At 70.1% G+C, this 22943-nt stretch carries 22 protein-coding genes and 1 CRISPR repeat array; of the genes, 18 read left to right on the forward strand and 4 right to left on the reverse strand.

The window, feature by feature from the left end; all coding sequences use genetic code 11:
- Position 1 precedes the first annotated feature (1 nt).
- The 5 genes from ACN28F_RS29605 (at position 2) to ACN28F_RS29625 (ending at position 8352) form a co-directional block, all read left to right on the forward strand.
- The gene (locus ACN28F_RS29605) at positions 2 to 703 is read left to right on the forward strand and encodes a hypothetical protein (protein WP_421360779.1); all 702 of its coding nucleotides are present in this window, start codon (positions 2 to 4) and stop codon (positions 701 to 703) included.
- Positions 700 to 3915: an ATP-binding protein gene (locus ACN28F_RS29610; protein WP_421360781.1), complete on the forward strand. Its 3216-nt coding sequence runs from the start codon at positions 700 to 702 to the stop codon at positions 3913 to 3915. Before ACN28F_RS29605 ends, ACN28F_RS29610 begins: the two co-directional genes overlap by 4 nt.
- A gap of 95 nt (positions 3916 to 4010) precedes the next feature.
- Complete coding sequence (gene cas7g / locus ACN28F_RS29615) at positions 4011 to 5246, forward strand: type I-G CRISPR-associated RAMP protein Csb1/Cas7g (RefSeq protein ID WP_421360783.1); 1236 nt, start codon at positions 4011 to 4013, stop codon at positions 5244 to 5246.
- The gene (gene csb2 / locus ACN28F_RS29620; protein WP_421360785.1) at positions 5243 to 6769 is read left to right on the forward strand and encodes a type I-G CRISPR-associated protein Csb2; all 1527 of its coding nucleotides are present in this window, start codon (positions 5243 to 5245) and stop codon (positions 6767 to 6769) included. Before cas7g ends, csb2 begins: the two co-directional genes overlap by 4 nt.
- Positions 6766 to 8352 (forward strand): hypothetical protein, encoded by a 1587-nt coding sequence (locus ACN28F_RS29625; RefSeq protein WP_421360786.1) that lies wholly within the window; start codon positions 6766 to 6768, stop codon positions 8350 to 8352. The genes csb2 and ACN28F_RS29625 overlap by 4 nt, the downstream gene beginning before the upstream one ends.
- On the opposite strand, the gene ACN28F_RS29630 is transcribed toward ACN28F_RS29625, so the two are convergent.
- Positions 8334 to 9023: a hypothetical protein gene (locus tag ACN28F_RS29630; protein WP_421360788.1), complete on the reverse strand. Its 690-nt coding sequence runs from the start codon at positions 9021 to 9023 to the stop codon at positions 8334 to 8336. The genes ACN28F_RS29625 and ACN28F_RS29630 overlap by 19 nt on opposite strands.
- A 1-nt stretch (position 9024) precedes the next feature.
- Here ACN28F_RS29630 and ACN28F_RS29635 point away from each other — a divergent pair, with 1 nt between their 5' ends.
- The 4 genes from ACN28F_RS29635 to cas2 are packed head-to-tail and all read left to right on the forward strand — an operon-like array spanning position 9025 to position 12552.
- The gene (locus ACN28F_RS29635; protein ID WP_421360790.1) at positions 9025 to 9594 is read left to right on the forward strand and encodes a CRISPR-associated endonuclease Cas3''; all 570 of its coding nucleotides are present in this window, start codon (positions 9025 to 9027) and stop codon (positions 9592 to 9594) included.
- Positions 9591 to 10652: a hypothetical protein gene (locus tag ACN28F_RS29640; RefSeq protein WP_421360792.1), complete on the forward strand. Its 1062-nt coding sequence runs from the start codon at positions 9591 to 9593 to the stop codon at positions 10650 to 10652. Before ACN28F_RS29635 ends, ACN28F_RS29640 begins: the two co-directional genes overlap by 4 nt.
- 2 nt (positions 10653 to 10654) lie before the next feature.
- Positions 10655 to 12253 carry a CRISPR-associated endonuclease Cas1 gene (cas1, locus tag ACN28F_RS29645; RefSeq protein ID WP_421360794.1) on the forward strand — a complete coding sequence of 533 codons (1599 nt, stop codon included), beginning with the start codon at positions 10655 to 10657 and terminating at the stop codon, positions 12251 to 12253.
- Positions 12250 to 12552, forward strand: a complete 303-nt coding sequence (gene cas2 / locus ACN28F_RS29650; RefSeq protein WP_421360796.1) for a CRISPR-associated endonuclease Cas2 — start codon at positions 12250 to 12252, stop codon at positions 12550 to 12552. Before cas1 ends, cas2 begins: the two co-directional genes overlap by 4 nt.
- Positions 12553 to 12759: 207 nt before the next feature.
- Positions 12760 to 13227: a CRISPR direct-repeat array (repeat unit 37 nt; unit sequence GGTCGCAGCTCTCTCGGGAGCTGCCCTTCATTGAGGC).
- 131 nt (positions 13228 to 13358) lie between these two features.
- Here cas2 and ACN28F_RS29655 read toward each other — a convergent pair.
- Together ACN28F_RS29655 and ACN28F_RS29660 are read right to left on the reverse strand one after the other, a co-directional pair.
- Positions 13359 to 13553: a DUF397 domain-containing protein gene (locus ACN28F_RS29655; RefSeq protein WP_421360798.1), complete on the reverse strand. Its 195-nt coding sequence runs from the start codon at positions 13551 to 13553 to the stop codon at positions 13359 to 13361.
- Positions 13550 to 14377, reverse strand: coding sequence for a DUF5753 domain-containing protein (locus ACN28F_RS29660; RefSeq protein ID WP_421360800.1), 828 nt, complete (start codon positions 14375 to 14377; stop codon positions 13550 to 13552). The genes ACN28F_RS29655 and ACN28F_RS29660 overlap by 4 nt, the downstream gene beginning before the upstream one ends.
- Positions 14378 to 14686: 309 nt before the next feature.
- Here ACN28F_RS29660 and ACN28F_RS29665 point away from each other — a divergent pair, with 309 nt between their 5' ends.
- Positions 14687 to 15142 carry an HIT family protein gene (locus ACN28F_RS29665; RefSeq protein WP_421360801.1) on the forward strand — a complete coding sequence of 152 codons (456 nt, stop codon included), beginning with the start codon at positions 14687 to 14689 and terminating at the stop codon, positions 15140 to 15142.
- Between the two features lie 20 nt (positions 15143 to 15162).
- On the opposite strand, the gene ACN28F_RS29670 is transcribed toward ACN28F_RS29665, so the two are convergent.
- Positions 15163 to 15927, reverse strand: coding sequence for a hypothetical protein (locus ACN28F_RS29670; protein WP_421360803.1), 765 nt, complete (start codon positions 15925 to 15927; stop codon positions 15163 to 15165).
- A 119-nt stretch (positions 15928 to 16046) separates the two neighbouring features.
- On the opposite strand from ACN28F_RS29670, the gene ACN28F_RS29675 reads away from it, so the two are divergent.
- From ACN28F_RS29675 to ACN28F_RS29710, 8 genes are all read left to right on the forward strand, one after another.
- Positions 16047 to 16775 carry an HIT domain-containing protein gene (locus tag ACN28F_RS29675; RefSeq protein WP_421360805.1) on the forward strand — a complete coding sequence of 243 codons (729 nt, stop codon included), beginning with the start codon at positions 16047 to 16049 and terminating at the stop codon, positions 16773 to 16775.
- A complete protein-coding gene (locus tag ACN28F_RS29680; protein WP_421360807.1) occupies positions 16772 to 17458 on the forward strand; it encodes a (d)CMP kinase in 687 nt (228 codons plus the stop codon). The genes ACN28F_RS29675 and ACN28F_RS29680 overlap by 4 nt, the downstream gene beginning before the upstream one ends.
- Positions 17455 to 18576, forward strand: coding sequence for a thiamine-phosphate kinase (gene thiL / locus ACN28F_RS29685; RefSeq protein WP_421360809.1), 1122 nt, complete (start codon positions 17455 to 17457; stop codon positions 18574 to 18576). Before ACN28F_RS29680 ends, thiL begins: the two co-directional genes overlap by 4 nt.
- A 5-nt stretch (positions 18577 to 18581) precedes the next feature.
- Positions 18582 to 19214: a class I SAM-dependent methyltransferase gene (locus ACN28F_RS29690; protein WP_289205738.1), complete on the forward strand. Its 633-nt coding sequence runs from the start codon at positions 18582 to 18584 to the stop codon at positions 19212 to 19214.
- A 213-nt stretch (positions 19215 to 19427) separates the two neighbouring features.
- On the forward strand, positions 19428 to 19634 hold the full coding sequence (locus ACN28F_RS29695; RefSeq protein WP_282226833.1) for a hypothetical protein: 207 nt from the start codon (positions 19428 to 19430) through the stop codon (positions 19632 to 19634).
- Positions 19635 to 19636: 2 nt separating this feature from the next.
- Positions 19637 to 20152: a DUF6879 family protein gene (locus ACN28F_RS29700; RefSeq protein WP_289205739.1), complete on the forward strand. Its 516-nt coding sequence runs from the start codon at positions 19637 to 19639 to the stop codon at positions 20150 to 20152.
- A gap of 63 nt (positions 20153 to 20215) precedes the next feature.
- A complete protein-coding gene (locus ACN28F_RS29705; protein WP_289205740.1) occupies positions 20216 to 20785 on the forward strand; it encodes a GNAT family N-acetyltransferase in 570 nt (189 codons plus the stop codon).
- Positions 20782 to 22938: an ATP-binding protein gene (locus tag ACN28F_RS29710; RefSeq protein ID WP_421360812.1), complete on the forward strand. Its 2157-nt coding sequence runs from the start codon at positions 20782 to 20784 to the stop codon at positions 22936 to 22938. Before ACN28F_RS29705 ends, ACN28F_RS29710 begins: the two co-directional genes overlap by 4 nt.
- Positions 22939 to 22943: the final 5 nt, after the last annotated feature.

The following is a 22943-nucleotide window of genomic DNA, read 5'->3' on the forward strand; positions in this document are numbered from 1 at the left end:
CATGTCGGACGAAAAGTTGACCATGGTCGAGACGTCGGCGCTGCTGATCCTCCTGGCCGAGGCAGGCCCGGTCCCCAACGCCAGCCTCACCAATGATCATCGCTGTGAGCTGAAGAAGCCCTCCCGGGAAAAGCTGGCACGGTTGAAGCTGATCGAAGTCGGCGGTACGCCCCGCCGACTCGTGTTGACGTTGAGCGAAGCGGGCTGGCGGCGCTGCCGCACCGAGCTTGCCGCCGGATCGCCGCCACCCGGATCAGGTGCCATCGGCGGCGCGCTCTACGCCGTACTCCTGCGGTGGGATCGTTTCCTCACCGCGCAGGGACTCAGCCTCGGTGACTTCGTGACCGCCTCGAACGCGCCGGTCGCCGACGACCTGCCGGCCGTGCCCGCCGCGCCGGCGGCTGCCGAGCCGACAAGCGCCGAGCCTGCGTTGGACGAGCGGGCCGTCGAGGAACGCGTGCGGGCGGCGTACTGGAAAGTCGCGCCCCAGGCCGGCGACCTGGTCGACCTTGCCGACCTGCGCGACCTGGTCGACGACCTCGACCGGGCCGACGTCGACGCGGCGCTGCGCCGGCTGCACCGCCAACGCGGCGTCACGCTCGTCCCGGAAGCCAACCAGAAGAGTCTCGACCCACGGATCAAGGCCGCCGCCGTGGTCATCGGCGACCAGGCCAAGCACATGATCAGCATGGTGGCATCGTGACCGAGGCGGCGCTGAAAGCGCTCGCGCATCTGCAGTTCAACTACACGCCGGCGATGAGCGACGTCTGGCGGCCGGCGGCGTCCCACGTCGACGGGTTGCACACGGACGTGCTCCGGACCATCCTCGACGGACTGGCGCTGGCCAAGAAGAGCCCGGACACCAGCCCGATCGGCGTCGCCGTGCGGGGCCAACGGGGCGCGGGCAAGACCCACCTGCTCAGTCGGGTGCGTGAGCTGACCCAGCTCGACGGCGGCTACTTCTTCCTGATCAACCTGCTCGACGCCAGCGCGTTCTGGCGCAGCGCCGCCGTGTCGATGGTCGACGGCCTGCACCAGCCGGTGGACGACGACGGCACCACCCAGCTGCAGGCGTTCCTGCACCGACTCGCCGACGGCCTCGAACTGTCCGTGGTGACCCGGATGGCGGTGACCGGTCGGGCCCCGATGACCGTGGACCGGCTCAACGAGTTCGTCGCCGCCCTGACCTGGTCGCACCGCCGGATCGGGATCGGCTGCCGGGACACCGCCCGCGCGTTGACACTGCTCGCCGGCCTCGACCCGAGAGCCCAGGACGTCGCCAACTCGTACCTGCTCGGCAGCGAGGAGGCGGAGCCCGGTGAACGCCTCGCCTGGGGCATCCGGCCGGCCCGGCGGCTGCCGCAGGAGATCGTCTCCGACGTGTCGCGGCTGCTGGCGCTGACCGGGCCGTCGGTCATCGCCGTCGACCAGGTCGACGGCCTGATCGCGCAGGTCGCCAACCGCAGCCACGTCTCCGGGTCGCCCGGCACCGGGGCAGAGGAGGACGGCTGGCGGGCGGCGGTCTCGATCGACCAGGTCGCCAGCGGCCTGATGGAGCTGCGGGAGCTGACCTGCCGGACCCTGACCGTGCTGTCGCTGCTGCCCGTATCGTGGGCGTTGATCAAGAGCAACGCGGTCGACACCGCCCAGGACCGGTTCCGGGAAACCGCCCCGCTCGAATCGATCCCGGACGCCGACGTCGGCCGCACCCTGGTCGAACGCCGGCTCGCGGCACACTACGCCGACGTCGGGTTCGTGCCGCCGTACCCGAGCTGGCCGGTGCGGCCCGAAGCGTTCGCCGACGCCCCGGACTTCACCCCACGGCAACTGCTCATCAACGTCGAGAAACACATTCGCGCGTGCGTCCGCGACGGCCGGGTCACCGAGATGACCACGCTCACCACGCTCACCACCCCCAGCTCGGCCGCCGCCGAACAGCCGACCGCAGTGCCGCCGACCGCGAAACCGAAACGAACGCCGACGACACCGACCACGCCAGCGACGTCGGCCGGTGACGGCTCGTCGCTGGGCAGGCTCGATCAGCGGTACGCCGAACTGCGCGCGAACGCGCAGGTAGCCGGAGTGCTCGACCGGGCCAATGAGGACACCCAGGTGCCGCAGCTGCTCGCCGCCGGCCTGCGCGCGTGGACCTGGGAAAGCGCGGACACCGACTTCGAGCAGGACACCATCCCGGCCCGCCGGCCGGTGCTGCACGCCCGGCTGCGGCGCACCCTCGACGACACGACCGGCGACGAGGTCCACTGGGCGTTTCGTGCGATCGCCGCGCAGCACTACAACGGCGAGTTGTCCCGGCTGCGCAACGCCTGCGTCGCCGCCGGCCTGGCGCACGGGGTGGCCAACCGGCGACTGTTCATCCTGCGCAACGACGAGTGGCCGCGAACACCAGGCGTACGCAAGGCGGTGGACGATTTCGTCGCCGCCGGTGGGCGGACCCTGCCAGTCACCGACGACGACCTGCGCAGCCTGGTCGCGTTGCGGACACTCCTCGCCGAGGAACCGGACGGACTGCAGGCGTGGCTGGCCGACCGACGTCCCGCCTCGCGTACCGCGTTGTTGTCGACCGCGCTCGCCGACGCCGCCCGCGAACCGGCCGCCGCCACCGTCGCTGGACCCGCCCGCGAACCGGCCGCTGTCGACGGACCCGGTCCGTACCTGCGGGTCGGTGTCGACTTCGACCACGGCGACCCGGTACGGCTGGAGCTGGCAGCGCTGCGCAAGCACATCGCCGTCTACGCCGGCTCCGGATCCGGCAAGACCGTCCTGATCCGGCGACTCGTCGAAGAGTGCGCACTGCTCGGCGTATCCGCGATCGTCCTGGACCCCAACAACGACCTCGCCCGGCTCGGCGACCCGTGGCCGCAGCCGCCAGCGGCGTGGGGTGACGGCGACGCGCAGGCCGCCGCCGACTACCTTGACGCAACCGACGTCGTGGTGTGGACGCCGGGCCGCGAGGGTGGCCGACCGTTGACGTTCCAGCCGCTGCCGGACTTCTCCGGTGTCCGCGACGATCCGGACGAGTTCACCCAGGCGGTGGACAGCGCGGTCGACGCGTTGGCCCCGCGCGCCAAGGTGGCCGCCAACACCGCCAAGGCGATGCGTGGGCAGGCCGTACTGCGGCAGGTGCTGCGCCACTACGGCCGGCACGGTGCCACGTCGACCCTCACCGGGTTGATCGCGCTGCTCCGCGATCTGCCGGACGGGGTGAGCGAGCTGACCGCAGCGGCGGCGATCGCCGCCGACCTCGCCGAAAACCTGGAGGCGGCGCGGATCAACGACCCGATGTTCGGCGGTACGGGCGTGTCGGCCGATCCGGGCACGCTGCTGACCCCCGCTGCGGGCAAACGTGCCCGCGTCTCGGTGATCAGTTTCGTCGGACTGCCGGGGGAGGAGAAACGGCAGGGCTTCGTGAATCAGCTCCAGCTGGCCCTCTTCGCCTGGATCAAACGGAATCCGGCCGGTGACCGGCCGCTGGGTGGGCTGCTGGTGATGGACGAGGCGCAGACCCTCGCGCCGTCCGGGCCGATCACGCCCTGCACCCGCAGCACGCTGATGCTCGCCTCCCAGGCCCGCAAGTACGGCCTCGGCCTGGTATTCGCCACCCAGGCGCCGAAGGGCCTGCACAGTCAGATCCCCGGCAACGCGGCGACGCAGTTCTTCGGGCTGCTCAACGCGCCGGTGCACATCGAAGCGGCGCGTGAGATGGCCCGCTTCAAAGGCGGCGACGTGCCGGACATCTCCCAGCTGACCAGCGGACAGTTCTACGTCGCGGTCGAAGGACAGCCGTTCCGCAAGACCCGTACGCCGCTCTGCCTCAGCCACCACCCGGCCAGCCCGCTGACCGCCGAGGACGTCCTCACCCGCGCCCGACCGAAGAATGTCGCCACCGGGCGATAAGGTGACGCCCGCCGAGTAATGCCCTATCGGCGCTCCAGTACTACCGTCCTCAATGGACGCTGTCCGCGTCGACGCAAATACGAAAGGAATTCGGAGTGCGTTTGTTGGATCTTGATGTGTTGCTGGCTGCCGGATCGCCCGGTGGGTCGAGCTGTCTGACGTCGACGACCATGTTGGAGCCGGCTGGTGGCCGACACACCTCGGTCGCGCCAGCCAAGTTCGCCGAGCGAGGCAAGAAGGGTGGAGTGTTCGCGTACGAGCAGCGGTTCCTCGGTGACGAGAGCCGTTACGCCGCGATCATCGACAGCAAACAATCCCAGCTCAACCGGGCTGAGCAGGCCCTTGCCCAGGCCATCGAGGACCGACACCCGTTGCTGTCCCGGGTGCCGCACGTGCAGGTCACCTACGAGCGGGACGGCGCGGTCGAGCGCTACTACGACCTGACTCTGCCGCACCGGGTCTTCGACGGTCACATTCGCGCGGGCACGATCGACGGGGTGCCGACCACCCAGACTCCGGCGTACCGGGCGGTGCGCGACGCGAGCCCGGCCAACGCGCGGGCGCTGCTGGAAACCAGCCCGATCACACTGGTCTTCGGTGGCTGGGATTCGAGCCGACGCAGCCGGCAGGGCCGGTGGCGCAGCGCCCTGGTCGGCGAAATCGTCGGTTTCGTCGCGGCGAGCCGGGACGAGGCCGGTGTGTTGAGCGCACCACGGACCGCGTTGCGCGGTGGCGCGCGGGTCGACCCGGTCGGCATGCAGATCAACCTGACCAAGAAGTCGATGACCGAGACGGCGACCCGGCAGCAGGCCGAGCTGAGCTCCGGCACCTACGCCGATATCGTCAAGGCCGCCAACGGGATCAAGGCCGGCGAGTCCAAGTCGGCGTCCGCGCTCGGCCTCGGCGGCATCCCGCCGACCCTGGACCAACTGGCCGGCGTCGCCTGCGACACCATCATCCGTACGCACGTGTTGTCGTTCGCGACACTGCGGCAGATGCGCTTCGGGGCCGGCGTCGACGGCGACGCCGCCTGCCGGGCGCTACTGGCCGCGTTGGCGCTCAACGCCCTTGCCCGCTCCGACGCCGAGTTGTGCCTGCGGGCCAACTGCGACCTGGTCGAGGCCGAGCAGCCGAAGGTCCGGCTCGACCAGCGTGGCGGATCGTTCGCCGACGTCGAGCCGCTGAGCATCGACGCCGCCGACCTGCTGCTCGGCGAGGCCCTCGCACACGCCGAAAAGGTCGCCGACGTCACCTGGTCGGGTCTGGCGATGCGGGTCGACGGCAACCCGGACATCGTCTCCGGCGCGCTCGAAACGGGTGACGACCAGTGAGCTTTGCGATCGTCGCAGAGCCGGTCCTCGGCGTCTACAAGGGGCACGTCGGCAGCGGCGAGCTCGACCCGCTGCCGTCGCCGGCCCGGCTGCACGCCGCCCTGCTCTGCGCGGCCGCCCAAGGAGTGAGGGCGGTCCCCGACGGTGACGGGCTGCAGCCCTGCGACACCGACCGGGAGGCGCTGCGCTGGCTGGAGGCCAACCCGCCGGACGGCATCGCCGTGCCGCAGACGCTCCCCAACGGCGGCGGGGCGGCGACGGCGTACCGGCAGGAGGGTCTGATCGTCAAGGAAGGCCGCGGCCCGCTGGCGGAGAAGCTGGTCGGCAAGCCGGCGGTGACCGGTGTCGCGGTCACCGGACGGTACGCGTGGACGTGGGAGCAGCCGCCGCCGGAGCCGGTAGCCGCCGCACTGGCCGCGCTCTGCCCCGAGGTGCCCTACCTCGGCACGACCGAGTCACCGGTGCGGCTCGTCGTCGCCGACGCCGAGCCGACGCACCGCCTCGACCCCGACGCCGACCTGTTCACCGGCGACGGCCTCGACCTGGCGGTCGCCGTCGCCGGCAGGTCGGACGCCCTCGAAGCGGCGCACCGGGAGGCGACCGCCGTGCCGCCGGTGAAATCCGACGCGCACCGCTCCAGCGAGAAGACGGTAGCGCCGCCGACCGTGACCGCCGGCGTCGAACTCGGCCGCTACACCCGCACGGAGAAGTCGCCTCCGCTGACGCCGTGGACGTCGGTGCTGCTGTTTGGCATGGACCAGCCGGTCCCGGCGCAGCTGCGGGTGCGGTACGCGGTCGCCGTACACCGGGCCCTGGTCTCGCTCGTCGGCGACGGTGCGCCCGCGATCCTCACCGGCGCGTACGGCGAGAACGTGCCGCAGCCGGCGAACCGGTGCGCCATCCAGTTCGTCGGCCCGGACGCGCCGCACGTCGGCGGCACGGCGCTGGCGTTGCTGCTGCCCCGCGACGCCGACGACATCGACCTGACGCTGATCCGGATGGCCGCGCACCACCTGCGGCTCGTCAAGGTCGCCGCTGGCCCGTTCACGGTCAAGCCGCCGGTCGAAGTAGCGGCCGACGAGTTCTGGCCGGAGCCGGCCGCCGGCACCCAGCGCTGGTGGCAGACCGACCCGGTCGCGGTACCCGACAGCCGGCCGCCGCGCGCCCGCGTCCGCGACTGGTCGCTCGCTGACGCCGCCGCGTTGTCGGTCGCCCTGGTCTGGCGCGACGAGTTCGAGTCGGTGCCGGACCGGGGCGAGGCCCGCTACCAGGCGCTCGCGGCGGCGACCGCGCGCAGGGTCCGGGTCGAATCAGCGGTACGGGTGATGGACGGCGACGTCAGCCGGTACGTCCACAAGGTCCACGAGGGTACGACCATCCAGCCGTACCGGGCGGTGCTCAACCTTGGCAACCTGACCGGCCCTCGGACGATCGCCGCCATCGGGCAGAGCCGGCACCTCGGCGGCGGCCTGCTGGTGCCCCGGGACCTGCCGGAAGCCATCGCCCGCCGGCTGGCCCGATGAGCGTCGACCGCGCCGACTTCGGCGCCTTCTTCGCCGCCGTCCGGGGCGGGCAGCAGCCGTTCCGCTGGCAGGAACGGCTGCTCGACCACCTGCTGACCACCGGCCGCTGGCCGGACCAGCTGGTCGCGCCGACCGGGGCCGGTAAGACCAGCGTCATCGACGTACAGGTGTTTGCGGTGGCGCTGATGGCCGCCGGCCACCCGGTACGGGTGCCGCGCCGGCTCGCCCTCGTCGTCGACCGCCGGGCCCTCGTCGACGACCAGCACCACCACGCGACGGCGACCGCCGACCTGCTGGCCGCCGCCCGAGGCGACAGCCGGACCGTGCTGGCCCGGGTCGCCGCCGCCCTCGATTCACTGCGGACCGGGCAGGCCGATCCGACCGCGAGCCCGCTGTCGGTGGCGCTGCTGCGCGGCGGTGCCCCGCCGTCACGGTCCTGGCTGGACGAACCGACCGGCGCGGCGGTGCTCTGCGCTACCCCCGACATGTGGGGGTCGCGGCTGCTGCTCGCCGGCTACGGGTCGCGGGCGCAGGCCCGGCCGCGCGAAGCCGGGCTGCTCGCCTACGACACGGTCGCCGTCGTCGACGAGGCGCACCTGTCCCGGCAGCTGGTGACGACGGCCCGGCGGGTCGCCGAGCTGGCCGCCGTCGTTGATGAGCCGCTCGGCGTACCGGTGCTGCAGGTCGTCGAGACCACCGCCACGCCGCACGCCGACGCCGGGGTGGCGGTCGGCGTCGAAGCCGACGACCTGGCGGTGGACGCGCCGCTGCGGCAGCGGCTGACCACACCGAAGCCGGTCACCCTGGTGTCGGTCCCGACCTGGCCGATCCCGAAGACCGGCCCGACGTTCAAGGCGGGCGTCGCGGCGCTCGCCGACGAGGCGGCCCGGCTGCACAGGGCGTACGGCGCGACGGTCGGCTGTTTCGTCAACAGTGTCGCGGTCGCCGCCGCTGTCGACGCCGAACTACGTGCGCGTGATCTGAAAGTCGAGTTGATCTGTGGGCGGCTGCGGCCGTACGACGTGGACCGGCTGCGGCCGCCCGCGTCGACGCTGCTTACGCTCGGTGGTGATCCGACGGTCGATGTCCTGGTCAGCACGCAGAGTCTCGAAGTTGGGGTCGATCTTGACCTGGCGGCCGCCGTGACCGAGCTGGCCCCCGGGGGGGGGCGCTCGCCCAACGGGCCGGCCGAGTCAACCGGCTCGGCGTCCGTCCCGCCACGCAGGTCAGCGTGCTGGTGCCGGCCGGCGAGCTGCCCGACCCAGCCCAGTCCGGGCCGTACCAGCGGGACGACCTGGCGGCGGCGCGCGCCTGGCTGGCCGGGCGGGCAGTTGACCCTGCCGGCCTCGCCCCATGGGCGCTGCGCGACCCCCGGCCGCCGGCCCCGGCGCTGCGGCGCGACCTGCTGCAACGGCTGGAGCTGGCGCAGGCGTGGCACCTGGCGCGGACCAGCGACGACCTCGCCGCCGCCCCGGACGACCTCGACCTGTGGCTCTCCGACGATCTTGAACAGCCTGACCACGAGTTCGGCGTCGTGGTGCGGCGGGCGCTGCCGGCCGACATCTCAGACGCCGTACGGCTGATCGAAGCCCTGCCGCCCCGCCCGCACGAAGTCTTCCCGGTGTCGATCAGAATGGCGACCAGGATCCGAGACCGGCTGAAGGAATTGGCGAACTCTGCGGCCAAGGCCAGTCCGGACCCGGTGCCCGTACCGATGCTGGTCCGACCCACGGACCCCGCGCCGCGCCCGTTGACCGCCGACGACCGGATCTGCCCCGGTGACGTGCTCGTCCTCGACGACACCACCCCGCTGTTCACCTCCAAAGTCGTCGACCCGGACGGCACCGAACGGGCCGACGACGTGCTCGACGCCATCGGCGAGCCGAAACCCGGCCAGGTGGTGCTCCGGATCGAACAGGACACCGCCGCTCATCGTCGCTTCCTCGACGCCGTCGCCGCCACCATCGTCGACCAGGACGACCCGGAGAGCCACGGTGCCGTGGAACCCGACCCGGAGGAGGTCGCCCAGCTGCTGCGGGTGCATCGCGACGAGCTGATGCCGCGCCCGATGGTGATCGCGGCGGCTGCCCTGCTCGACCGGCCGGAGACCGAACGGGCCGCAGCCCAGGTGATCCCGCACTGGCAGGATTCCGCCGACGGCAAGCCGCAACTCGCCCGGCTGATCGTCGTCGACCTGCGCAAGGCCACCGTCGACGACGAGTTGCGCCCAGACCTGGACGCCGCGCCGCCGCAAGGTGCTGCTGCACCAGCACGCCGACGCCGTCGCCGAACGCGCCGAAACGGTCGGCGACCGGCTCGGCCTTCCCGTCGAGCTGGTGGCGGCGTTGCGCCTCGCTGGCCTGCACCACGACGACGGCAAGGCCGACAAACGGTTCCAGCAGTCATTGTGCGACGGGGAGCCACCGCCCGATCCACTGGCCAAGAGTGGAGTACGGGACCTGCGGACGATTCGGCGGCTGCGGCAGAAGTCCGGGCTGCCGACCGGTTGGCGCCACGAGCAGCTGTCAGCAGTCCTGGCGTGGTCGAGGCTGCACGCCCAGGATTCCACCGTCCAGGACGATGAGCATCGGGAGCTGATCGCCCGGCTGGTCGGCACCAGCCACGGGCACGGCCGGCACGGCTTCCCGCACACCGCTGGGCAGCTCGTCGGCGACACCGACGACACCGCCGTCGACCTGTTCGACGAGGGCCGGTGGGACGAACTGATCGAACACACCCATCGCCGGTGGGGGGTGTGGGGCTGCGCCTACCTGGAAGCGCTGCTCCGTGCCGCCGACGGGCAGGTATCCGCGGAGGGATCGTGACCGATTTCGTGTTGCCGCACGCCGACCCGTACACGATGTTGTCGCACATGGCGCTGTACGGGCTCGCCGCCATCGCCGAGGACGCCGGCCTCGACGACGTCCGACTCTCCTGGACACCCGGCATGAACCGCCGCCCGGTGCTCAGCGCACCGCAGGCCACTCCAGAGACGATCGGTGAGATCGTCCGCCGGCACGCCGCCCGCCACGACGACCCGGACGCCTGGCCCAGCCGGCAGCTGCGCGACGGCGAGCCCCGAGCCCTGATGAGCCCCCGGATCAGCGTCATCACCACCGGCGACGGCTGGCGGTCACTGCAGCAACGCCGGCATCAGGTGCACGACCAGCTCACTGCCGCGCGGGCACTGCTCGACCTGCGTCTGATCGCCGCACTCGGCGAACCGGCCTACTGGAGCCGCAACGGCAAAGGCGACCGGCTCCAGGACGACGGCGCGAGCCGACTGGAGTTGCAACCCCGCAACCAGGGCTCCGAGTTCGTCGGCAACCGGCTACGACCACTCGCCGCAGCGGTCGCCGCCCGTACCGCCGAGGAGGTCGCCGACGGGCTGACCGGCCGCCGGGTCCGCGACGAGATCGCCAAAGACAAACCCGACAGCCGTACGCCGACCGGCTTCGCCGCCCCCGGCCCGACCGACAACGCACTCGCCTGGTGCGCGCTCTGGGGCATCTCGCAGTTCCCGATCGCCCAGCGGGTCAACGCCACCGCCACCACCACCGGCCACCTCGGCCGGGCCACCGGCGGCTGGTTCTGCGTACCCGTGTGGACCGGGCGGTGGCGCACGGCCCGGCACCGGACGATCCTCGCCAGCGGACAGCTGACCCGGTTCGCAGCCGCCGGGCTGTCGCCCAAGGCGCTCGGTAAGCCGCCGGACAGCACACCGGTCGACGGCGAACCCGCCCGAGCGTGGCTGGCCGCCCGGGGCGTCACCGCCGTCATCCGCTTCCCGGTGCAGCGGTTTGGCAGCGACAGCGCCCCCGAACGCCGGGCCATGCGCGGCGAGCTACTCAAGACCGAGAAGCCACTCGTCGCGAGACGCTGACGATGACGACGCCGGAACTGCTTCCGATCAGCCTGGTGGCGCACCAGGCGTTCTGCCCACGCCGGGCCTGGCTGGAAGCAGCCGGCGAGTCGACCGACACCCAGCAGGTGCAGGTCGGCGTCCAGGCCCACACCCCGGCCGACGACCCGACCGGGTCGCGGTCCCGGCGCTACCGGGCTGTCGGCGTGGTCAGCCACGACCTCGGCGTGTACGGGCGCTGCGACACCGTCGAACTCGACGACGACGCCGCGATGACCGTCGTCGAACACAAGGCCACCCCGGTGCGCCGCCGGCCGGACGTCACCGAACCGATGCGGATCCAGGTGGCGTTGCTCGCTGGGGCGTTGGCGGACATGGGCTACCCGGTGGCCGGGCAGGCGGTCTACTTCACCAACCACCGGGTCCGGGTTGACATCACCCTGTCGCCGGGGGATGTCGCCGCCGCCCGGGAGATGGTGGCGGCAACCGTGCGTACGCTCGACGCCGCGCAGGCCCCGCCACCGCTGGAGAACGACCGGCGCTGCTCCCGCTGCTCACACATCAGCGTCTGCCTGCCCGACGAACGCCCGCTCGCGCCGGTGACCCGCCGGATCGTCGTCGCCGACCCGGACACCCAGGTGCTGCACCTGACCACGCCGGGCTCGCGGGCGTACGTCGAGCGTGGCCGGATCGAGGTCAGCAAGAGCGGCGAGAAGCTCGGGTCGTTCCCGATCGAACGGGTGCAGGGCCTGGTGGTGCACGGCAACGTCGACCTGTCCAGCGGCCTCATCCGGGAAATCCTGTGGCGCAGCCTGTCGGTGGTGTGGTGCACCAGCACCGGACGGGTCACCGGCTGGGCCCGGCCGGCGCAGGGACCCAACGGTGGCCCTCGACTGTTGCAGCACGTCGCCTCCCACAACGGGCGCATCGACCTGGCCCGCCAGTTCGTCACCGCGAAGATCGCCAACCAGGCGACGTTGCTGCGCCGCCACGGCAACGCCCCGGAGGTGGTGGCCCGGCTGCGTGAGCTGCAACGCGACGCTCTCGACGCGCCGTCGCTGACGGACCTGTTCGGCATCGAAGGTGAGGCCGCGGCCGGCTACTTCGCCCAGTTCCTGACCATGTTCCGGCCGAAGGTCGTCGAGGCCGAACAGCTGACGTTCTCCGTACGGACCCGACGCCCGGCCCGCGATCCGATCAACGCCGCGTTGAACCTCTGCTACGGCCTGCTGACCGCCGACACGCTCCGGGCGGTCGTCGCCTGCGGGCTCGACCCGCACGCCGGCTTTCTGCATAGCTCCGGCCGCAACAAGCCGGCGTTGGCTCTCGACCTGGTCGAGGAGTTCCGGGCAGCTGTCGCCGACTCGGTGGTCGTCACCGCCTTCAACAACGGCGAACTCCGCGCCCGCGACTTCACCACCGTGCTCGGCACCACCCGGATCAGCGCGAACGGGCGCAAGGCGCTCATCGCCGGTTACGAACGCCGGGTAACCGGCAGCTTCCGGCATCCGATCTTCGGCTACGAGGTGACGTGGCGGCGCGCGATGGAGATTCAGGCACGCCTGGTGCTCGGCGTGATCGACGGGACACAGCCGCGCTACGAGGGGATCAAGATCAGATGAGCCTCGACGACGTACGGCGCTACATCGTCGCGTACGACGTCTCGGACGACGTACGGCGCACGCGGGTGGCGAAGAAGCTCGAATCGTACGGCGACCGCGTCCAGTACAGCGTGTTCGTCGTCGATGCCCGCCCGGCGAAGATCCTGCGGCTGCGGGCCGCGCTGACCGAGATGATCAATCAGGGTACGGATTCCATCCTGTTCTGCGACCTGGGTACGCTGCGGGAGCGCGCCAGCCGGTCCCTTGACGTGATCGGCCAGGGCCGCCCGATCACCGGCCACGGCCCCGCGATTCTGTAGCCCCGCCGTCCGCCCTACCGCTGCCCGCCGCGAAGGGTCCGTCGTGACGGCCGTGAGCGCGGACCCTTAGCGGAGCTGTTTTTCCTGCTCAGAAAGCATTCGATAGTGGACGAAGGCGGCTGTTGGGGCGTTGCGAGGCCCTCCGTCGACGTACCCTTCGCGAACCCCTCGCTCCACCGCAGGTCGGGAGGGGTAAAATCTGGACCCAGTCGCAGCTCTCTCGGGAGCTGCCCTTCATTGAGGCATCGACCGGAGCGCGCCCATCGGGGAGACGCCCATCTGTCGCAGCTCTCTCGGGAGCTGCCCTTCATTGAGGCTCGTCGTACAGCACCGTGACGGCCGCCGGCCGCCGGGTCGCAGCTCTCTCGGGAGCTGCCCTTCATTGAGGCTCGTCCTGCCGCCCGGTCGGGGCGGACATCACTCGGTCGCAGCTCTCTCGGGAGCTGCCCTTCATTGAGGCGGACTCGACCCGCAAGCAGACCCCGTGGGTTGTCCGCTGGTCGCAGCTCTCTCGGGAGCTGCCCTTCATTGAGGCAAGACGCGCATGGCGTCGGCGTCCAGGGCGCGGCCGTCGCAGCTCTCTCGGGAGCTGCCCTTCATTGAGGCACCCCCGCGCTGACGCCGGCAGCGTCGCCCAACGTCGCAGCTCTCTCGGGAACTACCCTTCATTGAGGCCGGATACGGCTCTCCGGGTCCACGATCCAAGATGAGGTCGCAGCTCTCGGGAGCTGCCCTTCACAGGTGCGGCAGGGCGGTGGGGGCTGCCTCGGGTACCGAGGCAGCCCCCACCGCCGTGGGTTGGGTTGTCAGTGGGGGAGCGCGCCGGTCTGCAGAGCGGTGGTGAAGGTGCCCCACTGCGTCGCGTTGAAGGTGAGAGTGGGGCCGGTGCGGTCCTTGCTGTCGCGTACTTCAGCGTGGCCGGCGTGCCGGCGGGCTTCGACGCACTCGCCGCCGTTGCCGGCGCTGCGGCTGGAGGTGAACCAGGGGGTGTCGGGCTTCATTGTAGGTACTCCTCGATCGGGATCGACTGGTCGCGGATCAGCCGGAAAACTCGACGGTACTCCGCCAACTCCTCCGGACGCTCCATGTAGCGAGCGCCCATATGGGACTCGACGTAGACCACGTCCGGGTCGTCGGGGTCGGCGAAGTCCAGCACAGTGAAAGCGCCTGCGAACGCGGCGTGGGCACCAGCGGCCCCGGGCAGGACGCGCACTTCCACCCGTACCCGTCGACCCACGCTGGCCAGGTGGGCGCGCTGCTCGGCCATCACCGCCGGGCCGCCGACCTCGCGGGCCAGCGCTCCTTCGCCGAGGATCGCGACAATCCGGGCCGGTTCGGCGCGGTCGTAGTAGGAAATCTGCCGGTCGAGCCGCAGCGACACCAGCCGCTCGATCTGCTGCTCGGGCACCCTCGGATCGGCGGCCCGGAACACCGCCCGCATGTAGTCCGGCGTCTGCAACAGACCGTGGATCAAATCGGGATTGTAGTTGTGGATCTCCGTCGCGGCGGCTTCGAGGCCGATGTACAAGCGGAACCAGTCCGGTACGGCGTCGCCGTGTGACTCCCACCAGCCCTGCTCGTCGCACGCGGCGGCGAGCCGGGTCAGCGCGTCCGTCGTCTCCGCGTCGGCACCGTAGAACCAGCAGAGACCCCGTACCGTGTTCATCTTGACCGGGAACTTGCCGTTCTCGATGCGCCACAACGTCGTACGGGAACAGACTTTCGCCCGCTCCACCTCCTGCTCGGTGCGGGACGACTCCTCCCGCAGCCGGCGCAGCCGCCGCCCCAGCTGGCGGCGCACCACAGTCGGTCCGGTGACCGGCATCGCTTCACCTTCCTCTCATCCGAAACACCCGCCACCCGCGCCAATGTTTCAAAATGAAACACCGCGCCGGGTCGGTCGCCGGATCGCCACATCACTGTGGAGACATACCGGCGTACGCGATCGATTCTGCCTTATCGGGAAGGGAAATGCTGGCCGCGACAATGGTGAATTCAACGGAGGTCGTGATGGGATGGACGAGCCAGACGAGCTGCCGTGTGCTGCGGCAGGTCGAGTGTCGCAGGCTGCGGCAGGAGGGCACACGTAGGCTGCGTTCAGCGGTGGAAGCTAGGGCGACCGGAGGGCGGCAAGATGGATCTTCATGAAGACTTGTCGGCGGACTGCCTGTTCTGCCGGCGCGAGGACGAGCAGCTCAACCGCGTCTCGCACGAGAATGCGACCTGCTTTGCCCGGCTGGACAACTTCCCGGCGGCGGAGGGGCACACGGAGATCGTCCCGAAGCGTCACATCGAGTCGTTCTTCGACCTTACCCCGCAGGAGGTGCGGGACACGTACGAATTGATCTTGACGGTGCGCACCGATTTGACCGGGAGGCTGCGGCCGGATGGGTTCACGATCGGGGTCAACGAAGGTCGCGCGGCCGGGCGCAGCGTCGATCATCTGCACATCCATGTGATTCCGCGCTGGTTCGGTGACGTCGAGGACCCGGCCGGCGGCATCCGACAGATTCTGCCGAACTGCGATCCGCAGACCTGGGCGGCCGCGACGGCCGAAGCGCTCGGCCGGTCCGGTCCGCTGTCGCACTGACCGCCCACGCCTGGTCCCGATCAGACGTGGGCGAGGCCGTCGTCGCTGAGCAGTACGCAGAGTGAGTTGATCTCGTGCCACAGGTCGTCGCCGACCAGGGCCGCGAAGCCGCGGCTGCTGTCCACGCTGACGCAGCCGACGAACTCGCCTTCTCCGTCGCGGACGGGGCTGGCGAACACGGCACCCCGGTGGCGTACCCGGAGGAAGTCCGGCCAGGTGAGGTTCATGACGGCGTCGCCGCCGTGCGACGCGGCGTGCGCCTCGTACGCTGCCTGTGTCGCCAGTTTCACGGCGAGCGTCTCGACGTCGATGGCGACCTCCTCGTTGCGTTTCCAGCAGAGCCCGACGACTCCGACGCCGTACCCCGGCGCGAACGCCCTGGTGGCCGGTGTGCTGCCCAGTCGGTACGTGGCCACCCGGATCAGCCGGCGGTGCGGGCGGCGTAGCGACCAGGAGACCCGCCACACGTGCAGGCCGAGGTCGGCGGCGGGCAGCGGTGGCGCCGTCCGGGCGGCTATCGCCAGCAGCCGGCCGAGGTGGTGCAACACCTGCTGTCGTACGGCGGTGCGGCGGGCCACCTGGGACCGTTCCGCCCAGAGCTGGGCCGGGGTGAGCGCACCGAATGCTGCGATGGCGGTGACGGCAACCCCGACGATGTGGCCGCGACCGCCCGCGATTCCGTCCCAGAACGTCGCCGACGGCACCGAATTCTGTTCCGCAACCAGTACGCAAGTTGCGGTCAGCATGATGGTGCGATCAAGGAGCTTCGCCGTGAGCGGCCGCATGCCTCAACGGTAAGTCGTTATGTCACATCCGTAATGTCGATCAATTCGTGGGCAGTGACGTTCGTTGGATCTCTGATACCGTGAAGGTCTGCGCTTCACCATCCAGCGTGGAGGTCGGTATGACCGGGTCGTCGGCGTGTGATGGTGACGAGCTGTGCGACGAGTTCCGTCCGGGCGGCGGTGACACCTTCGCCGCCGTGTACCAGGGAGATCCGCCGAGCCGTACGATCGCTTCCGTGCCGGGTCTGCGGCTCGTCGCTGACCTGTCACCGCTGGTCGTGGGGCATCTTCTTCTCCTTCCGGAGCGCCACCATCTCAGTTTCGGTCACCTTGATGCCGAGCCGATCGCCCAGGTCCGAGCCGTCGTCGAGCGGCTGCGGCCACGCTATGTCGCCACCTTCGGCCAGATGGCCATCATGGAGCATGGATCTTCCACGACAACGCCATCCGGGTGTATCACCCACGCCCACTGGCATGTTCTGCCGGTCAATGGCTCACGGCTGGCAGAAATGATCACCCGCGACGGACTGTCGGCCATCCGACTACCCGATTGCACCGCGCTGCGGAGCTTCGCCGAGACCGATCGGCCGTACTACTACTGCGCCGACGGCGACAACCATGTCGCATTCGAGGCGCACCATCGCATCCGGTCCCAGTATCTGCGTTCGGTGGCCGGCACGCTGCTCGGCATCCCGGAACCAGAGTGGGACTGGTCGCTGGTGGTTCGCCGGCACCTGCTGCGGGCAACGATGACCGCCACCGCCGGATGGCATCAACAGCTCACCGACCAAGGTGGCGGCGTCGGGCCCGTCGCGTCCCTGCGTGCTGGCGTACGTGACCTACGGTGACGGCAGTCCCGCTACGACAGAAGGCCACCCCGCCGATGCGCAGAGAGTTCGCGATCTCCATTGACGGCCCTACCGCCAGCGGCAAGACCAGTCTCGCGTACGCGCTCGCGGCGCAGTTGGACATGCGCGTACTCGACACCGGGCTCACCTTCCGCGCCGTCGCCTACGCCGCCTCGCGCGGGCCGCTGCCGCCAGGCCGGCAATTGTTCGAGGTGCTGCGGCACGAGCCCGCCATGCCGGGGACGCGACCGGTCATCCCGACAGTCGTTTATCACCGGGAGAGCATCATCGACAATCTCTGGTCGTCGGAAGTAGAACAGCACCTACGGGCCGTGTCGGCCGACCCGGCATGGCGACACGACATCACCGAATACCACCGCACGATCGTCGACGGCCACGAGCGGATGATCGCGGTCGGCCGCGACTGCGCCACGACGGTCATGGCGGACGCCGACTGCCACATCTTCCTCACCGCCGCCGACGCGATCCGGCGGGAACGCCGCCGCGCCCAGCATCGGGCGCAGCCGCGCCGCGCCGTCCATGTCGGACCGCCTACCCGGCTCGACGACACTATCCGTGAACACGTCGCCTGCCGGCCGAACGGGCTGGTACTTGACACCACGTTTCTGCCGGCAGTCGCCGTGCTGCGGGCAGTCGTACACCATCTGGGAGCGCGCCGATGACCTCGCCCGCCAGCTACTCCGATGAACCGACCCGGGTCGCCGCGCTCGTCGGCGCATTCCTTTCCGGCCAGTCCGGCGCGGTCCTCGGCGACAGCCACGGCCCACACGCCACGCTCACCGCCGGGGCCGACACCCGCGACGACTGCGCGATCTACGACCTCGACGGGCCGGTCACCCTCGTCGTCGGATCCGACTACGTACGCGGCCCGAAGTTCGCCCTCTACGAGCAAGGTTTGCTGAACAACTTCGACATCGGCTACTACCTGGTCGCCGCCAACGTCAGCGACATCGCGGCGATGGGTGCCGCGCCGATCGGCGTACTGACCGTCGTGCGCTACCCCAACGACCTCGACGACACCGGATTCCTCGACGTCATGGCCGGCATCCACCAGGCCTGCACCGACTTCGGCACCCTCAACGTCGGCGGCGACATCGGCAACGCCGAACGCATCGTGCTCTCCGCGTCCGCGATCGGCGTCTGCCGTACGGGCACCGCCCTGACCCGCAGCGGCGCGCGACCCGGCGACCACCTCTGCGTCACCGGCCCCTGCGGGGTCCTCGGCGCCGCCGTCGCCTACTTCCCAAAACGTGCCGTCAACGGGTGGGCGCTGCCCGACAGCGTCGAAGCCGACCTGCTCGACAGTTGGCGGCGGCCCCGCGCCCGGGTCGCCGAAGGCCGGCTGCTCTCCACCGGCGGCTACGCCACCGCCTGCCAGGACACCTCGGACGGCCTGCGGGCCACGATCGAGCAGCTCGCCGCCGCCAGCGGGGTCGGCTTCACCGTCACCGCCGACGACATCGCCGTCCACCCCGCCGTCAGCGCCGTCGCCAAACTGACCGGCACCGACGACCTCACCCTCGCGATGAGCGCGTCAGCCGACTTCCAGCTCGCCTTCACGGTGCCCGACGACCGGCTCGACGCCTGCCGGGACGCCTTCGACCGCAACGGTCTCACCTTCGACGTCATCGGCCGCGCCACCCCACCCGAGGACGGTGTCAGCCTGCTTACCCGCGACGGCAGCAGGACTGCCCTGCCCGGCGTCGCCTGGAAACATCAGAGCACCGACATCAGCACGCTCGTCACCGGCGGCGGCGCCCCGGGCGCCCCGGCGCGGTGACCGCCGTGCCCGCCGTGACCGCCGGCTGGTCCGGCACCGCCCAGGTACGCCGCTCCTACGCCGCCCTGGTCGAGCACTACACGGCGATGACGGCCGACTATGGCCGGTTCCCCGGCCTGCGACAGGAGCTGACAGCCTTCCTTGCCGCGCTCGGGCCAGGGCCGGTGCTCGACCTCGGCTGCGGAGCCGGTCGCGACGCCAACCTGGTCGCCGGCACCGGCCGGACCGTCGTCCTCGCCGACGTCACCCCGGAGCTGCTGTGCGCGACCACCGTACGGATCGCCATCGACGCTGCCGTCTGCTGCGACGCGCTCGCCCTCCCGCTGCGATCCGCGACCTTTGCCGGTGTCATCGCCAGCGGGGTCCTGCTGCACCTGCCCCGGCAGCACACGGTCACCGCGCTCGACAACATCCGGCGGGTTCTGCTGCCCGGCGGCAAGGCGCTGATCAGCATGAAACACGGAGGTCGTGACGGGTGGCGCAGCACCGACGACTTCCCGGCCCCACGCTGGTTCACCTACTACGAGCCGGAGGATTTCGCCGCGCTGTGTCGCAAGGTGGGGCTGCGGGTCGCGCAGTTGGACGTCAGCAGCCGCAAGGACTGGTTCACCGCAACGGCCGAACGGCCCGAGCTGTAGGTTCCGCTGTGGATTACCGCAGCGAACGATCGGTGCCTGCCCTCAGCAGGGGCCAGAGTGGATGGGCGGTACCATCCACACCGTACGTCGACAGGCCGCTTATGGGACAGGTCTCACATCGCGAAAGCTCGGACAGGTAGGGACATAGACAGCTTCCGTCATTAATTGATCGACTGGTATTCTTATCTCCCAGATCGGCCAATGGAGGAGTCGATGAAGCTTCGCTTTCTGTCCACATCGAGCAACGCTGGATCTTGTCCGACGCTCTACGAGACCGATACCGGGGACATCGTCGTCCAAGGCTATGAGTTGACCGACCCGGAGGCGCTTTCCCAGCTCCGTGACGTGCTGCCGGGTGAGAATTTTGTCGTAGTGCCGCGTTCGCTCATGTCCTGGTTCGAGGGCCAGAGTAGCGAATGACGGTGATCGTCGACGACCCTGATGCTTTCCGGAAACTCTTTCTGGGCTTCGAGCATGTCGCCTTCAAGTTCGAGGTGCGAAGATCCTACGGGGTGCAGGCCGAGGATCTTCCATTCCAGGAATTTCTGGCCGGCCGGGACCCGGGCATCGAATGGCTCCGGGACTGGCTGGACTTGATGGCGTCGCAGACCTCGACCGGGAAGCGGGTGGAACGCGTCCGAGTCGTCGATGATCCACCGAGCGACTTCCTCCGTTTCGAAATTTCTATCACCCCGTACAACCTGGCTGTGGGCGAGGACATTCGATACATCGATCGCGACGTGGCCAACGCGTTGGACCTCCCGCACCATGACTTCTGGCTTTTCGACTCGCGCAAACTCGCGGTCCTGCACTTCGGCGACGACGACACGTTCCTCGGCTTCGAGGCGGTCGACGGGATCGACGACATACTCCAGCACTGCTACTGGCGCGACGTGGCATGGACCCGCGCGACCAGGTTCGCCGACTACCGGTCGTAATGACGCGATTCGCGGTGCCCATCTGCGAGTCCCGGTCTACGGCGAAGCGAGGGAGGTGCAGGCATGTCGAGCTCACTGTGGGTCGGTGACCTCGTCCGGTTACGGGCGATCGAACCCGATGACGACCGCTACTACCGGGCCTTCGCCGAGGACACCGAGGACGAGCGGTCCGTGTTCCGGGTCGAGCCGCCGCGCTCGACCGCGCAGCTCCGGCAGGAGATCGCCGCTGTCGGCACCTGGCAGCCCGGAAGTGACTGCTTCGCGCTCGCCGTCGAACGGGTCGACAATCCGGGAATGATCGGGGCGATCTCGACCCGCGACACGGACCCACGCAGCGGCAGCTTCAGCTACGGCCTCGCTATCGCGCGGGACCAACGGCGCCACGGCCATGCGACGGAAGCCGCACGGATCCTGCTGCGCTACATGTTCACACAACGGCGCTACCACAAGTGCCTTGTGGACATTCACGCTACCAACGTCGCTTCGCTGCGGCTGCACGAACGACTGGGATTCGTCGTCGAAGGGCTACTTCGCGAACAGGAGTACTTCGACGGCAGGTATCAGGATGTCGTACTGATGGGACTGCTGGGTCCCGATTTTCTTGCCACGCGTGGCGGAGCCGAGGTGCCATGAACCCGGCGCATGGCAACGCCGATGCCGACAACGACTTCGCCGGGGGTGCCGGTGCGGTTGTCCAGGCCGCGCAGATATCCGGTGGCGTGCACGTCCGGGTCACCGACGTCCCGCTTCCCCCGCCGCGCCAACTGCCACCCGCCACGAAAGGATTCATCGACCGGGAACTGCATATCCGGCAGCTCGACTCGCTACTCGACGAGACAGATCTACGGACCAGCGACGGCAGGCTCCCGGTCGTGACCATCTCGACCGTTTCGGGTAGCGCCGGGGTCGGCAAGACCGCGCTCGCGGTCCACTGGGCACACCGGGTGCGCGCCCGGTTCCCGGACGGGGACCTCTACATCAACCTGCGCGGCTACGATGCGGTGCCGCCGTTGACCCCGCAGGAGGCACTGGACGGGTTCCTTCGGGCGCTCAACGTACCGCCGGAGAAGATCCCGACGGACCTGCCCGGACGGACCGCGCTCTACCGGTCGCTGACCGACGGACGCCGCATGCTGGTGCTGCTGGACAACGCGTCGACCGCCGAGCAGGTGCGACCGCTGCTACCCGCCTCCCCGACCTGCATGGTGATCATCACCAGCCGCGACCGGCTTTCCGGTCTGGCGGTGCGTGACGGTGCGATCCGGGCGGTGCTCGACGTGTTGACCGACGACGACTCCATCCGACTGTTGCGCGAGACGACCAGCCCGGAACGCATCGACGCCGAGCCTGCGGCGGCCCTGCGGCTGGCGGAACTCTGCTCGCGGCTCCCACTCGCGCTCCGCATCGTGGCCGACCGCGCCGTCAGCGACCCGGACATGAGCCTGGCCGATCTGGTGACGGAGCTGGAGGAGGAGAACGGCCGGCTCGACGCACTGTCCGTGCCCGGTGACGAATTGTCCGCCGTCCGTACCGTCTTCTCGTGGACCTACCGGTCGCTCGACCCTCCGGTCGCGCGTACCTTCCGGTTGTTGGGGCTGCATCCGGGCGCGGATGTCTCGTTGTCGGCGGTGGCGGCACTGACCGGGCGGCCGGTGTCGGAGGCGCGGCGGCACCTGGACTCGTTGGTCGGGCTGCACCTGCTGACCCGGATCCCGGGGCACCGGTACCGGTTGCACGACCTGCTCCGGCTCTATGCGGCGGAACGGGCGCAAGCGGACGAGCCACCCGCCGAGGTCAAGGCCGGGCTGGCGCGGATGTTCGACTGGTACCTGGTCCGGGTGTACGACAGCTATCGCAAGATTCTCCCCCAGGGCCGACCGATCCCGGGCCTGACCGGCGTCACCGCTGACGGGCAGCCCCCGTTCGCGACGCTCGACGAGGCGCTGCGCTGGTCCGAGCAGGAGCGCCTGAACGTACTCGACGTCATCCGCCTGGCGCACGACACCGGGCACTGCGACGTCACCTGGAAACTCGCCGCCGCCTCGATGGCGTTCTTCGAACGACGCTCCTACTGGCGGGCCTGGATCGACAGTCATCTGCTGGCCCTCGACTGCACCCGCCACCTGGCGGACCGATCGGACGAAGGCTTCATGCTGCTGCTCCTCGGCGACGCCTGGTGGGACCGCGGCGACACCGACGAGGCACTGCGCTACTACTCGGCAGCGCGGGACGCGGCCCAGCAGGTCGGCGACAGCTGGACAGCCGGCTACGCGCTGCGCGGCTGCTGCCTCGCCTACGAGGACTCGGGGCGCTTCGACGAGGCGGTCGCGTGCGCCGAGGGTGCGTTGGAGATCTTCCGCGATGCCGGCGAGGACCGGGGCATCGGCCTGTCCTTGATGAGCCTCGGCAACGGCCACCGCAACATGCTCCGGTACGCCGAGGCGATCGCGTCGTACGAGCAGGCCATGGAGATCTTCCGGACTCTCGGAAACCGCTGGAGCGAGGCGCTGGTCGAATTGCAGCTCGGTCGCACCCTGACCGACGTGCCGGAGCCTGTCGCGGCGCTGGACCACCTTGCCCGCGCTCGCGAGTTGTTCGCGGCGGCCGGCGATCCCCGCCACGAGTGCATCACCCTGGTGTACGTGGGCGACGCGCACGCGGCGGACGGAGACCGGACCGCAGCGCGTCAGGCGTGGTCGGCGGCGCTGACGACGCTGATCGGGTTGGACGACCCGCTGGTCGTCGAGGTGCGGCGGCGGTTGGAGTCAGCTGAGGAAAGGACGTGAGCGAT

Origin of the sequence: Solwaraspora sp. WMMA2101 (assembly GCF_049179175.1) — a bacterium.
Classification (GTDB): Bacteria; Actinomycetota; Actinomycetes; order Mycobacteriales; family Micromonosporaceae; genus Micromonospora_E.